The 13,444-nt window shown below is 68.2% G+C and carries 9 protein-coding genes; 8 read left to right on the top strand and 1 reads right to left on the bottom strand.

Translation table 11 applies throughout. From position 1 onward, the window contains the following. Nucleotides 1-9: 9 nt before the first annotated feature. The 5 genes from ilvD (at nucleotide 10) to ACXI0U_RS25645 (ending at nucleotide 8,565) form a co-directional block, all read left to right on the top strand. Complete coding sequence (gene ilvD / locus ACXI0U_RS25665) at nucleotides 10-1,851, top strand: dihydroxy-acid dehydratase (protein ID WP_374979586.1); 1,842 nt, start codon at nucleotides 10-12, stop codon at nucleotides 1,849-1,851. Between the two features lie 194 nt (nucleotides 1,852-2,045). Next, the gene (locus tag ACXI0U_RS25660; RefSeq protein ID WP_479551007.1) at nucleotides 2,046-2,381 is read left to right on the top strand and encodes a hypothetical protein; all 336 of its coding nucleotides are present in this window, start codon (nucleotides 2,046-2,048) and stop codon (nucleotides 2,379-2,381) included. A gap of 148 nt (nucleotides 2,382-2,529) precedes the next feature. Beyond that, nucleotides 2,530-3,909: a nucleobase:cation symporter-2 family protein gene (locus ACXI0U_RS25655; RefSeq protein WP_184488389.1), complete on the top strand. Its 1,380-nt coding sequence runs from the start codon at nucleotides 2,530-2,532 to the stop codon at nucleotides 3,907-3,909. Nucleotides 3,910-3,946: 37 nt separating this feature from the next. After that, complete coding sequence (locus tag ACXI0U_RS25650; protein ID WP_271659679.1) at nucleotides 3,947-4,411, top strand: metallophosphoesterase family protein; 465 nt, start codon at nucleotides 3,947-3,949, stop codon at nucleotides 4,409-4,411. 56 nt (nucleotides 4,412-4,467) lie between these two features. Then, a complete protein-coding gene (locus ACXI0U_RS25645; protein WP_479551006.1) occupies nucleotides 4,468-8,565 on the top strand; it encodes a DEAD/DEAH box helicase in 4,098 nt (1,365 codons plus the stop codon). On the opposite strand, the gene ACXI0U_RS25640 is transcribed toward ACXI0U_RS25645, so the two are convergent. Then, complete coding sequence (locus ACXI0U_RS25640; protein ID WP_479551005.1) at nucleotides 8,562-9,074, bottom strand: dihydrofolate reductase; 513 nt, start codon at nucleotides 9,072-9,074, stop codon at nucleotides 8,562-8,564. The genes ACXI0U_RS25645 and ACXI0U_RS25640 overlap by 4 nt on opposite strands. Nucleotides 9,075-9,231: 157 nt before the next feature. On the opposite strand from ACXI0U_RS25640, the gene ACXI0U_RS25635 reads away from it, so the two are divergent. The 3 genes from ACXI0U_RS25635 (at nucleotide 9,232) to ACXI0U_RS25625 (ending at nucleotide 13,230) form a co-directional block, all read left to right on the top strand. Beyond that, nucleotides 9,232-10,383, top strand: coding sequence for a glycerophosphodiester phosphodiesterase (locus ACXI0U_RS25635; RefSeq protein WP_043245815.1), 1,152 nt, complete (start codon nucleotides 9,232-9,234; stop codon nucleotides 10,381-10,383). Nucleotides 10,384-10,481: 98 nt separating this feature from the next. After that, entirely contained in the window at nucleotides 10,482-11,870 is a 1,389-nt protein-coding gene (locus tag ACXI0U_RS25630) for a DUF2868 domain-containing protein (protein ID WP_350447491.1), read from the top strand. Further along, a complete protein-coding gene (locus ACXI0U_RS25625) occupies nucleotides 11,863-13,230 on the top strand; it encodes a GTPase/DUF3482 domain-containing protein (RefSeq protein ID WP_431483164.1) in 1,368 nt (455 codons plus the stop codon). The genes ACXI0U_RS25630 and ACXI0U_RS25625 overlap by 8 nt, the downstream gene beginning before the upstream one ends. Nucleotides 13,231-13,444: the final 214 nt, after the last annotated feature.

Below are 13,444 nucleotides of genomic sequence, written 5' to 3'. Positions count from 1 at the left end.
ACAGAAGACATGCCTGATTACCGCTCGAAGACCTCCACCCACGGCCGCAACATGGCCGGCGCCCGCGCCCTCTGGCGCGCCACCGGGATGAAGGACGAAGACTTCAAGAAGCCGATCATCGCCATCGCCAACTCCTTCACCCAGTTCGTGCCCGGCCACGTGCACCTGAAGGACCTGGGCCAACTGGTCGCCCGCGAGATCGAAAAGAACGGTGGCGTGGCCAAGGAATTCAACACCATCGCGGTCGACGACGGCATCGCCATGGGCCATGACGGCATGCTCTATTCCCTGCCGAGCCGCGAAATCATCGCCGACTCCGTGGAATACATGGTCAACGCCCACTGCGCCGACGCCATCGTCTGCATCTCCAACTGCGACAAGATCACCCCCGGCATGCTGATGGCCGCCCTGCGCCTGAACATCCCCGTGGTGTTCGTCTCCGGCGGCCCGATGGAAGCCGGCAAGACCAAGCTCGCCAACCACGGCCTGGACCTGGTGGACGCCATGGTGGTCGCCGCCGACGACTCCTGCTCCGACGAGAAGGTCGCCGAGTACGAGCGCAGTGCCTGCCCCACCTGCGGTTCCTGCTCCGGCATGTTCACCGCCAACTCGATGAACTGCCTGGTCGAAGCCCTGGGCCTCGGCCTGCCGGGCAACGGCTCCACCCTGGCCACCCACTCGGACCGCGAGCAGCTGTTCCTGCGCGCCGGCCGCCTGGCCGTCGAGCTGTGCCAGCGCTACTACGGCGAAGGCGACGATTCCGTGCTGCCGCGCAACGTCGCCAGCTTCAAGGCGTTCGAGAACGCCATGACCCTGGACATCGCCATGGGCGGTTCCACCAACACCATCCTGCACCTGCTGGCTGCCGCCCAGGAGGCGGAGATCGCCTTCGACCTGCGCGACATCGATCGCCTGTCGCGCAAGGTGCCGCAGCTGTGCAAGGTGGCGCCGAACATCCAGAAGTACCACATGGAAGACGTGCACCGCGCCGGCGGCATCTTCAGCATCCTCGGCGAGCTGGCCCGTGGCGGCCTGCTGCACACCGACGTGCCCACCGTGCACAGCCCGAGCATGAGCGACGCCATCGCCCAGTGGGACATCACCCAGACCGCTGACGAAGCCGTGCACACCTTCTTCAAGGCGGGCCCGGCCGGCATCCCGACCCAGGTCGCCTTCAGCCAGAGCACCCGTTGGGACACCCTCGACGACGACCGCGCCGAAGGCTGCATCCGCAGCGTCGAGCACGCCTACTCCCAGGAGGGCGGCCTGGCCGTGCTCTACGGCAACATCGCCCTGGACGGCTGCGTGGTGAAAACCGCCGGCGTGGACGAATCCATCCACGTGTTCGAAGGCACCGCGAAGATCTTCGAAAGCCAGGACAGCGCCGTGAAGGGCATCCTCGCCGACGAAGTGAAGGCCGGCGACATCGTCATCATTCGCTACGAAGGCCCGAAAGGCGGCCCGGGCATGCAGGAAATGCTGTACCCCACCAGCTACCTGAAGTCCAAGGGCCTGGGCAAGCAATGCGCCCTGCTCACCGACGGCCGCTTCTCCGGCGGCACCTCGGGCCTGTCCATCGGCCACGCGTCCCCGGAAGCCGCCGCCGGTGGCGCCATCGGCCTGGTGCAGGACGGCGACAAGGTGCTGATCGACATCCCCAGCCGCAGCATCAACCTGCTGGTTTCCGATGAAGAACTGGCCACCCGCCGCGCCGCGCAGGACAAGAAAGGCTGGAAGCCCGCCGCCCCGCGTACCCGCAAGGTGACCACCGCCCTCAAGGCCTACGCCCTGCTCGCCACCAGCGCCGACAAGGGCGCCGTGCGCAACAAGGCGATGCTGGAAGACCTGTAAGCGCTAAGCGCGAACGAAAAAGCCCGGCCATGTGCCGGGCTTTTTATTGAATGCTCCGTCAGCTCGGCAGCTTCACCCGCACACACCGTAGGATGGCGTAGAGCGCAGGGAAACCCATCACCGCCCCACGCAGACACCGCAAACGTCGGGTTGCACCCGACCTACACGCTGCTCATAGGAGCTCGCCAGACTTCATGCAAAGCCTGAAGCTCGAATTCGAAGAGAGTGCCGCCGAGTTCTACATCGCCTCGCTTGCGAGGGGAATTCTCGAAGGCATCAAGAGCGGCGCCCTGACTGCCGAGACCGGCATCTGGTCCCTGGGCCGCCCCGTATTCCGCAACACCCTCACGACCCTGCCCATCAGCGCAGAGTTGAAAGAGGTTCTGGAAAGCTTCGACGAGCTCGATGCCCTCACAGAACTCGGTATCGACCTGCAACCCAGGCTACAACGCATGATCGACACGCTGGACCGCTGTCAGCGCTCGATCAATGTCGACACGAGCCTGATTATTCGCGCCATCAGCCCGTAGGGCGGGTGAAACCCGCAGCGGCCCTGCACCGCACATGTCGGGTTACACCCGACCTAGGTCTTCGCAGCGCCCGCCAAGCCACTGACCAGCGCCCCTCGCCGCCCCCGGCCATTCAGGTAGAATCGCCGCTTTTTTGCGGACCATCGCCATGAGTTCACTGGAAAACCCGGCCACTTCCACCTCCCGCAACGAGCTGGTCTACGGCCTCGACGACAAGCCGCGCCCGCTGGTGGCGCTGCTCGCTGCACTGCAGCACCTGCTGGCGATCATCGTGCCCATCGTCACCCCCGGCCTGCTGATCTGCCAGGCCATCGGCGTCTCGGCGCGCGACACCAACCTGATCGTCTCCATGTCACTGGTGATCTCCGGCATCGCCACCTTCGTCCAGTGCAAGCGCTTCGGCCCGTTCGGCGCCGGGCTGCTGATCGTCCAGGGCACCAGCTTCAACTTCGTCGGCCCGCTGATCGCCGGCGGCGCGCTGATGGTCAAGCAGGGCACCCCAGTGGAAGCGGTGATGGCCGCCATCTTCGGCGTGGTGATCGCCGGCTCCTTCGTGGAGATGGGCATCTCGCGCATCCTGCCCTTCGTCAAACGCCTGATCACCCCGCTGGTGACCGGCATCGTGGTGCTGATGATCGGCCTGACCCTGATCAAGGTCGGCCTGATCAGCATGGGCGGCGGCTTCGGCGCCATGGCCAACGGCACCTTCGCCAATGGCGAGAACCTGCTGCTGTCCGGCACCGTGCTGGCGATCATCGTGGTGCTCAACCGCATTCCCGTGGTGTGGATGCGCAGCTGCGCCATCGTCATCGCCCTGGCCGTGGGCTACGCCCTGGCCGGCTACCTGGGCCGCCTGGACTTCACCGGCATGCACCAGGCCGAGCTGTTCCAGGTGCCGATGCCGCTGCACTTCGGCCTGGGCTTCTCCTGGAGCCTGTTCATCCCGATGCTGGTGATCTACCTGGTCACCTCGCTGGAAGCCATCGGCGACGTCACCGCCACCAGCAAGGTCTCGCGCCAGCCGGTGGAAGGCCCGCTGTGGATGCAGCGCATCAAGGGCGGCGTACTGGTGAACGGCGCCAACTCGCTGCTGGCCGGCGTGTTCAACACCTTCCCCAGCTCGGTGTTCGCGCAGAACAACGGCGTGATCCAGCTCACCGGCATCGCCAGCCGCCACGTCGGCCTGTGGATCGCCGTGGTGCTGGTGATCCTCGGCCTGTTCCCGGCGGTGGCCGGCGTGATCCAGGCAGTGCCCGAACCGGTGCTCGGCGGCGCGGCCATGGTGATGTTCGGCGCGGTGGCCGCCTCGGGCATCAACATCCTCGCCGGCATCGAACTGGACCGCCGCGCGCTGCTGATCATCGCCGTGTCCCTGGCCCTGGGCCTGGGTGTGTCGCAGGTGCCGGAGTTCCTCGCGCACATGCCGGCGGCGCTGCGCAACGTGCTGGAATCCGGTGTCGCCACCGGCGGCATCTGTGCGCTGCTGCTGAACTGGTTCCTGCCGGAATCCCCGCGCCACGCCGAGTGATGCAGAATGGGCCTCGCATTCCAACGAGGCCCCTTCCATGACCCTGCGCATCGGCCTGATCGCCGACACCCACGGCCTCCTGCGGCCCCAGGCGCTGGCCGCCCTGCAAGGCTGTGACCACATCCTCCACGCCGGCGACATCGGCAAGCCCGAGATCCTCGACGCCCTGCGCCGCCTGGCACCCCTGACCGTGGTACGCGGCAACAACGACACCGAGCACTGGGCGCAACGCATCCCTCACGACGCCACCCTGCGCTCCGGCGGCACCTGCCTCTATCTGGTCCACGACCAGGCGGACATCCCCGCCGACCTCGCCACGCGCGGCATCGACGCCATCATCACCGGCCACTCCCACAAGCCGCTGATCACCCACCGCGACGGCATCCTCCACATCAACCCGGGCAGCGCCGGGCCTCGGCGCTTCAAGCTGCCGATATCGGTGGGGTTGCTGTTGATAGGGGACGATGGGGTGCGGGCGGAGCTGCGAACCCTGAGTACCTGAGGCCACGTACTGATGCAGAATAACGCCGTCACCCACCCACCACCGATACGACGCCCATGAATCCTGCCGTGCCCCTGGAGGACCTGCCCGCCACTGCCCGGGCGATTCTCTACCAGTTGGCGCTGTGCCCCGAAGGCCGGGGTCGGACCGCTTTGCATAAGCACCTGCAACAGTGCCCTTTCGCCCGCACCGAATCCCGGGCCCTCTCGGTCGATGAAGTGGACGCCTGGCTGGATAGCCTCGAACGATCACATTGGCTGACGCGCGAGCAGACCTCACGCGGGCGGACCAACCGGCTTGAGCTCACCCGGCGCAACAACGTGCTGTTGCACCTGTTCAATGCGCCGGAAGCGCCCCTCTGCCTCGGCCTGACCCAACACCACCTCGCAACGCTTAACATCTGGTATGACCCGAAACCGGAGTTCATTCTGCAAGCCCTGTGGTGCACCCTGCTCGACGGCAACCCGGATGAACTCAAGCGCCTCTTCACCCGTTACCCGCACCACACCTATTCGTCCGGCATGCTGCACATGCATCCGACCCACCAGTTGCTGGAAACCGACGAAGCCGGCAAGCAACTGTTCCAGCTGCTACCCGACCCCATACAGCGCTGCTTGCTGACCCACTATCTGCAGCAGACCAATCTCCGCCTCGCCCCGGCCACGACAGCCTATGAGCAGGGCCTGGCTCTGGCCCGCCAGCAGCGCGACGACGAACTGGCCCTGGAACTCCTGCTGCAAGCCCTCTGGCGCGGTCACTGGTCCAGCCTGGCTCACCTCCGCCAGCCCACGCTCGTGATGTTCGAGAAGGTCATCACCCACTGCATCAAGGGAGAGACGCCCGCAGCGCTGAGTCATCTGGAAACCTGGCGCGCCCATCTGCGCAAACAGACCGGCCAGCGCAACCCGTTGTGGCACCCGGTGTTGAATGGTCTCTACAGCCTCGCACTGATCAGCAACTATGAGCCGTCCCGGCGCAACGCCCTCAAGCAGGCGCTAGTCCAGAACGAGAAGGAAGATTGCGGCCAGGCCTACCTGGTGCTCCGGGTGCTCCACGAACGCCTGCAAGGCACAACCCCCAAGCACAGCATCTACCGTCCCGCCGCCCCCGAGGGCCTGGACGGCCTGATGCTGGCGCTGGGGCTCTACTGGCTGGATGAATCCAACACCTCCACATGGCGGCAGACACTGAGCGACTACCGTCAGTCCCTCACCGAGGCGGGCTATCTGTGGCTGGCGGCTGAGTTCGATGCCCTGTTGGAAAAACAGTTCGGACAAATCCGCCAGCTCACCTGGGTCCACCAGGAGGCGGGGCTACGCCCCCTGGTGGAGTCGTATCAGCGCCAGGAATCCTGGCAACTGGCCCTGCAGGCACTGCTGCAACTGAAGGCCCCCAATGGGCAAGGCAAGCCCGCGTCAAGAACAACTCGCCTGGCCTGGTTGATCAGCCTGGGCGGCTACTACGACCAGGTCGAGCCACGGGAGCAGAAGCTCAACGCCAAGGGCCAGTGGAGCAAGGGGCGAGTCGTCGCCCTGCAGCGCCTGGTGACAGAGCTTGGCAGCCTGGACTTCCTCAATGATCAGGACCGTCAGGCCATAGGCCATATCCAGATCACGACCGACTACTACGGCCGTGAACGCTATGAGTTGCCGGTGCACGAAGCGCTGCCTGCCCTGGTCGGCCACCCGGCCCTGTACCGCGCCGAGCAGCCCGACCTGCGCCTCGACCTGGTCCTCGGCCAGCCCGCCCTGCACCTGGACGTCGGCAACGACGGGCGCCTGCATCTGCGCCTCAGCCCCTGGGAGGTGGATACCCACAATCGCGTGGTGGTCGAGGAGGAAACGCCGACCCGGGTGGTGGTGTATCCGATCAGCCCGGGTATCCGCCAGGTGGCCGCGATCATCGGCACGGGCCTCGTCATGCCGATGACGGCCAAGCCACAGCTGCTGGACGCCATCGGCAATCTCGCGCCGTTGCTACCGATCCACTCCGACCTGCCGGAGCTGACCGCGCAGATCCCTGCGGTGGAGGCGGATGGCACGCTCTACGCACACCTGGTGCCGCTGGAACAGGGGCTGCGCCTGCAACTGCTGGTACGCCCGCTGCCGGATGGCAGTTGGCTGCGCCCCGGGCAGGGCAGCGCCAACCTCCTGGGCGAGCAGTCCGGACAGACGATCCAGGCCCGGCGGGACCTCGACGCCGAGCGCAAGGCCCAGCAACGGGTGCTGGACGGCTGCCCCGGACTGGCCCAGGGCAACACCGATGGCGTGGAGTGGCGCCTGGTCGACCCACAGGATGCGCTGCAGGTACTCGATGAATTAAAGGCGCTGGAAGGGCAAGGCCTACAGTGCGTCTGGCCCGAAGGCGGGCAGATCCACCACAAGGGCCGCGTCGGCTTCGGGCAAATGCGCCTGGGGCTCAAGCAGCAGGGCGATTGGCTGCTCCTGCAGGGCCAGCTCACGCTGGACGATGGCAAGGTCGTGGAACTGCGCCGCCTGCTCGACCTGCAGCAGGCCTCGCCAGGCCGTTTCGTCCACCTGGGCGAGCGCGACTGGCTGGTCCTGGACGAGCGCCTGCGGCGTCAGTTGGAAGAACTGCAGCACCTGGCCGACCGTTCATCCGACACAGGCCTGCAGCTCACATCCCTCAGCGCGCCCCTGCTGGAAGCGCTGGCCGAGGAGGTCGCCGACTTCAAGGCCGATCACCACTGGCAAGGCCACCTTGAGCGACTCGCGAGCATGCGGGCCCACCAGCCGACGCCCCCCAGGACCCTGCTCGCGCAGCTGCGCGACTATCAGCACGAGGGGTTCTGCTGGCTGTCCCGCCTCGCACACTGGGGCGTAGGGGCCTGCCTGGCCGACGACATGGGCCTGGGCAAAACGGTGCAGTTGCTCGCGCTGTTGCTGGAGAGAGCCGGGCAGGGACCACAACTGGTGGTCGCCCCCACGACGGTCACCCTGAACTGGCAGGCCGAATGCGCCCGCTTCGCCCCCAGCCTGAAGACCCGCCTCTACCATGAAGATCGCCGTCTGGACGCGCTTGGCCCCTGCGATCTGGTGATCGTCAGCTACGGCCTCCTGCACCAGGACAGCGAGGCCTTCGCGGCCCAGCGCTGGACCAGCGCGGTGCTGGACGAGGCACAAGCCATCAAGAATGCCCAGACCAAGCGCTCCCAGGCTGCAATGGCCCTGCAGGCCGACCTCCGCGCCGTGGCCACCGGCACCCCGCTGGAAAACCACCTGGGCGAGCTGTGGAACCTGTTCCGCTTCATCAACCCCGGCCTGCTGGGCAGCCAGGAGAGCTTCAACGCGCGCTTCGCCATCCCCATCGAACGGGGCGACGGTGCTGCCCGCCGCACCTTGCGCAAACTGATCCAGCCCTTCCTGCTGCGCCGCCTGAAAAGCCAGGTGCTGGAGGAACTGCCGCCGCGCACCGAGATCACCTACCGCGTGCCCCTGTCCTCGGAAGAAGCACACCTCTACGAAGCCCTGCGCCAGCAGGCGCTGAGCAATCTCGAGCCTTCGCCAAGCGGCAGCGCCAACCCCGTCCAGGTACTGGCGGAAATCACCCGCCTGCGGCGCTTCTGCTGCCACCCCTCACTGTCGGTACCGGGCAGCACGCTGGAGGGCAGCAAGCTGCAGGCTTTCGCCGAAATCACCGAGGAGCTGCTGGCCAACGGGCACCGCGCGCTGGTGTTCAGCCAGTTCGTCGATCACCTGCAGATCGTCCGGGCATGGGTCGAGCAGAACGGCATCGGCTACCAGTATCTGGATGGCTCAACCCCGGCCAAGGATCGTCGTACCCGGGTCGATGCGTTCCAGGCCGGGGAGGGTGAACTCTTCCTCATCAGCCTGAAGGCGGGGGGCACTGGCCTCAACCTGACGGCGGCCGACTACGTGATCCACCTCGACCCCTGGTGGAACCCGGCCGTGGAGGACCAGGCCAGCGATCGGGCACACCGTATGGGGCAGCAACGGCCCGTTACCGTCTACCGGTTGGTGACGGAACAAACCATCGAGGAACAGATCGTCGCCCTGCACCAGAAGAAGCGCGCCCTGGCGGACAGCCTGCTGGAAGGTGGCGAGATGAGCGCCCGGCTGGACGCCGAAGCGCTCCTCAAGCTATTGCGCGGAGAAGAGCTGAAGCGGCCTTAGCGCCGCTCCCACACCTGGAAGGCATAGGCAGGGCTGGTGTCGCTGGCCTCATGCTCGATGCTGGAAGCCAGGTGCCAATCGGCATCCGGCACTTCCGGGAAGAAGGCGTCGCCTTCCGGGGCCAGTTCGACGCGGGTCAGGTAAAGACGGTCGCCGTGCTCCAGGCCCTGGGTGTAGAGCTGGGCACCGCCGATCAGCATCACTTCCTCGGCCTCTTCCTCGCGGGCCCAGGCTTCGGCGCGCACCACGGCCTCTTCCAGGCTGGCGAACACCTCGGCGCCCTCCAGTTGCAGGCCGGCCTGGCGGCTGACCACCAGGTTGAGGCGCCCCGGCAACGGGCGGCCGAGGGAATCCCAGGTCTTGCGGCCCATGATGATGGGCTTGCCCAGGGTCAGGGCCTTGAAGTGCTTGAGGTCCGCCGGCAGGTGCCAGGGCAGTTGGTTGTCACGGCCGATCACGCGGTTCTGCGCGAGGGCGGCGATCAGGGAGAGGGGCAGGGTCTTTTTCATGGCGGCGAGAATACCAGAGCGAAGCGGCCAGGCCAGCCGGCCTTTCTTTCTGTCCGTCGGGCCGGTCACGCCTCGCAACACTTGCCGCGCGGCGCACCACAAACCGTCATCTATCCTGCGGCAGGCTTGCGCTTCCCCTACCGCAAGGAGACGCCCCATGGCATCCATTTCCACCCTGCGGCATTGGCTGGCGGTCTGCAGCCTGACGTTGCCCCTCTGTTCATTCGCCGCGCCGGACCCGGTGCAATCCGCCATCGACTGGGCCGCCCAGCAGCCCCGCGCCGCCAAGGGCCATGCCCAGGGCGAGGGCAAGCCGCTGGTGGTCGGCCATCGCGGCGCCAGCGGCTACGTGCCGGAGCACACCCTGGCCTCCTACGCCCTGGCCGCCCTGCAAGGCGCCGACTTCGTCGAGCCGGACCTGGTGATGACCCGCGACGGCCAGCTGGTGGCCCGCCACGACAACGAACTGGGGCTGACCACCGACGTCGGCAAGCACCCCGAGTTCGCCGACCGCAAGCGCACCCAGAACATCGACGGCGTGGCGCTCACCGGCTGGTTCAGCGAAGACTTCACCCTGGCCGAGCTGAAGACCCTCAAGGCCATCGAGCGCATCCCCCAGGTGCGCCCGGGCAACGCGCGGCTGGACGGCGCCTTCGAGATTCCCACCCTGCAGGAGATCATCGACCTGGTGAAAAGCCTGCAGCTCAGCCAGCAGCGGCGCATCGGCCTGTACATCGAGACCAAGCACCCCACCCACTTCCAGCAGCTCGGCCTGGCCATGGAGAAACCGCTGCTGCGCACCCTGCAGCGCAACGGCTACACCGACCGCCGCTCGGCGGTGTACATCCAGTCCTTCGAGGTGGACAACCTGCAGCGCATCGCCCGGCAGAGCAGCATCCGCCTGATCCAGCTCTACGGCGCCGGCCAGCCCTATGACCAGCAGGTGCTGGGCACTGGCCTGACCTACGCCAAGATGGCCAGCGCCGCCGGCCTCAAGACCGTCGCCCGCTATGCCGCCGGCGTCGGCCCGGACAAGGCCTACGTGATCCCCCGCGACGCCGCCGGCAACCTGGGCCAGCCCACGCGCTTCGTCGCCGACGCCCACGCCGCCGGGCTCAAGGTGCACCCCTACACCTTCCGCGCGGAGAACGCCTTCCTCCCCACCAACCTGCGCAACGGCAGCGACCCGCAGGTGCGCGGTGATATCGAGGCGGAGATCAACGCCTTCCTCGACGCCGGCATCGACGGCCTGTTCATCGACCAGCCGGACATCGCCGTGCGCGTCAGGGAGCAGCGGGCCACCCACTGACCCGCACGCCGCGACACCCCGGCCCAGACGGCCGGGGTTCCACCTTCCCGCCGTTCAGCGGTTATGCTTCTGCCTCGTCCCACCGGAAGAGAACCCGCGTGACCGAGAGCCCACCGCCGAACCTCACTCCCCTGCAACGCCTCTGGCTGACCGAAGCCGTGCGCCTGCGCGAAGAACACGCCGGCCCGCTGGAAGACGGCGAAGCCAACCGCCGCGCCAATGCCGCTGGCGGCGACCTCGCCCAGCGCATCCAGACCCGCGCCCTGTGGCTCGCCGAACGCGACGGCCAACTGGCCGCCCTGCTGCACTGGTTGCAGGGCGCACGCCTGGCCTTCGCCGCGTTGTTGCTGGTGGCCCTCGCCGCCGGCAGCGCCATGGCAGTGGCCGCACTGGGTGACGGCCAGCGCCCGGTCAATGTGTTCTGGGCCCTGGGCAGCCTGCTCGGCCTGCACCTGTTGATGCTCCTTGGCTGGCTGCTGGGCCTGGCCTTCGGCGGCCACGCCAGCGTCCTCGGCCGCCTCTGGTGGTGGCTCAGCGGCAAGCTCGCCCGGGACGCCGCCGCCGCGCAACTGGGCCCGGCGCTGCTGGTGCTGCTGCAACGTCGCCGTCTCGCCCGCTGGGGCCTGGGCGCACTGGTCAACGGGCTCTGGAGCCTCAGCCTAGGCACTGCACTGCTCTGCCTGCTGGCGCTACTGGCCACCCGGCGCTACGGCTTCGTCTGGGAAACCACCATCCTCGGCAGCGACACCTTCGTCGCCCTGACCCAGGCCCTGGGCGCCCTGCCCGCCCTGCTCGGCTTCGCCCTGCCGGACGCCGACACCATCCGCGCCAGCAGCGACGTGGTGGCCGCTGCCGATGCGCGCCAGGCCTGGTCCGGCTGGCTGCTGGGGGTGTGCCTGGTCTACGGCCTGCTGCCGCGCCTGGCACTGACGCTGCTGTGCCTGTGGCGCTGGCGCGGCGGCCGCGAACGGCTCGACCTGGACCTCGCCCTGCCCGGCTACGGCCTGCTGCGCGAGCGCCTGCAACCGGCCAGCGAACGCCTTGGCGTGCTCGACGCCGACCCCGGCCTGGCCCCGGCCGACGCCGCCCAGGCCCACCCCGACAGCGGCAGCGGCGCCTTGCTGGTGGCCATCGAGCTGGACGATAGCCGCCCCTGGCCGCCGACCCTGCCGCGCGGCGTGGGCGATGCCGGCATCCTCGACAGCCGCGAGCAACGCCAGCGCCTGCTGGAGCAGCTCACCCGCTTCCCGCCGCAACGCCTGGCCATCGCCTGCGACCCGCGCCGCTCGCCGGACCGCGGCACCCTGGCACTGATCGGCGAACTGGCGCGCTGCGCCGCCGCCACGCGCGTCTGGCTGCTGCCGGCCCCACCGGGCGCGGCGCTGGACAGCCTGCGCCTGGGCGAATGGCACCAGGCCCTGTCGCGTCTGGAGCTGGAGCATGCCGACAGCTCGCCCCTCGCCTGGCTGGAGAAGGGCCATGACTGATGCACTGAAACTGGCCGTGGTCGGCCACACCAACGTCGGCAAGACCTCGCTGCTGCGCACCCTGCTGCGCGACCGCGGCTTCGGCGAGGTGTCCCACCGCCCCAGCACCACCCGCCATGTCGAGGGCGCGCGCCTGTCGGTGGACGGCCAGCCGCTGCTGGAGCTCTACGACACCCCCGGCCTGGAAGACGCCATTGCCCTGCTCGACTACCTGGAACGCCTGGAGCGCCCCGGCGAGCGCATGGACGGCCCGGCGCGGCTGGCACGTTTCCTCGACGGCAGCGAGGCGCGCCAGCGCTTCGAGCAGGAAGCCAAGGTGCTGCGCCAGTTGCTGGCCTCCGATGCCGGCCTCTATGTGATCGACGCCCGCGAGCCGGTGCTGGCCAAGTACCGCGACGAGCTGGCGGTGCTAGCCATGTGCGGCCGGCCGCTGCTGCCGGTGCTGAACTTCGTCGCGGTGAACAACCACCGCGAAGCCGAATGGCGCGATGCCCTGGCACGCCTGGGCCTGCACGCGCTGGTGCGCTTCGACAGCGTGGCGCCGCCCCTGGATGGCGAGCGCCGCCTCTACGAAAGCCTGGCCCTGCTGCTGGAACGGGCACGCCCGCAGTTGCAACGGTTGATCGAGGACCACGAGGCCCAACGCGGCCTGCGCCAGCGGGCCGGGGCACGATTGATCGCCGAGCTGCTGCTGGATGTCGCCGCCTGCCGCCGCAGCGTACCCGCCGACGAGGCCAGCCTGGCCCGGGCCACCGAGGCCCTGCGCCAGCAGGTGCGCGCCCGCGAACAGGCCTGCGTCGATGCCCTGCTGCGCCTGCATGCGTTCCGCCCGGAGGATGCCGCCGCCGGCGACCTGCCGCTGCTGGACGGGCGCTGGGGCGATGACCTGTTCAACCCCGAAACCCTCAAGCAGCTCGGCGTGCGCCTGGGCAGCGGCCTGGCGGCCGGTGCCGCCGCCGGGGCTGGCGTCGACCTGCTGGTGGGCGGCCTGACCCTGGGCGCCGCGGCAGCCCTGGGCGCCATCGCCGGGGGTGCCTGGCAAACCGTCGGCCACTACGGCGAGCGCCTGCTGGGCAAGATCCGTGGCCAGCGCGAGCTGACCGTGGACGATGCCATCCTGCGCCTGCTCGCCCTGCGCCAGCGCCAGCTGCTGCAAGCCCTGGACGCACGCGGGCACGCCGCCGTCGACGCCATCCGCATGACGGCGCCGGAGGAGAAGCAATGGCGCCAGGGCAAGTTGCCCCCGGCATTAGGCAAGGCGCGGGCGCACCCGGAATGGTCATCGCTCAACCCCGGCGCGGAGCTGGAGCAGGCGGAGCGGCAGGAACAGGTGAAGGCGCTGGCGGCGGAGTTGGGGTGATTTGGGCAGGCACGGCGAAGAATGCCTGAGGCTCCGCGTGATGGGTTTCGCGTAGCTCTACCCATCCTACGAAAGCAGCCGCCACGTAGTGTGTGCCGCGCGCCTAGAGGTGATGCGCACATCGATGCGGGGACTCGGGCGAGTCAAAGTTGGAGCAGCCGCCAAACGCCCCTTTCAGAAGGCCGAGCGAATCGTCGTGGAGGGGGTTGAGCGA

This window comes from Pseudomonas sp. C9D1 (genome assembly GCF_056491235.1).
This window is presented reverse-complemented; position numbering and strand designations above follow the sequence as displayed.

Excerpts from the sequence above, each read along its gene's own strand:
- ACXI0U_RS25655 (WP_184488389.1), top strand. The coding sequence starts at position 2,530 with ATGAGTTCACTGGAAAACCCGGCCACTTCCACCTCCCGCAACGAGCTG.
- ACXI0U_RS25635 (WP_043245815.1), top strand. The coding sequence starts at position 9,232 with ATGGCATCCATTTCCACCCTGCGGCATTGGCTGGCGGTCTGCAGCCTG.
- ACXI0U_RS25645 (WP_479551006.1), top strand. The coding sequence starts at position 4,468 with ATGAATCCTGCCGTGCCCCTGGAGGACCTGCCCGCCACTGCCCGGGCG.
- ACXI0U_RS25650 (WP_271659679.1), top strand. The coding sequence starts at position 3,947 with ATGACCCTGCGCATCGGCCTGATCGCCGACACCCACGGCCTCCTGCGG.
- ACXI0U_RS25660 (WP_479551007.1), top strand. The coding sequence starts at position 2,046 with ATGCAAAGCCTGAAGCTCGAATTCGAAGAGAGTGCCGCCGAGTTCTAC.
- ACXI0U_RS25640 (WP_479551005.1), bottom strand. The coding sequence starts at position 9,074 with ATGAAAAAGACCCTGCCCCTCTCCCTGATCGCCGCCCTCGCGCAGAAC.
- ACXI0U_RS25625 (WP_431483164.1), top strand. The coding sequence starts at position 11,863 with ATGACTGATGCACTGAAACTGGCCGTGGTCGGCCACACCAACGTCGGC.
- ilvD (WP_374979586.1), top strand. The coding sequence starts at position 10 with ATGCCTGATTACCGCTCGAAGACCTCCACCCACGGCCGCAACATGGCC.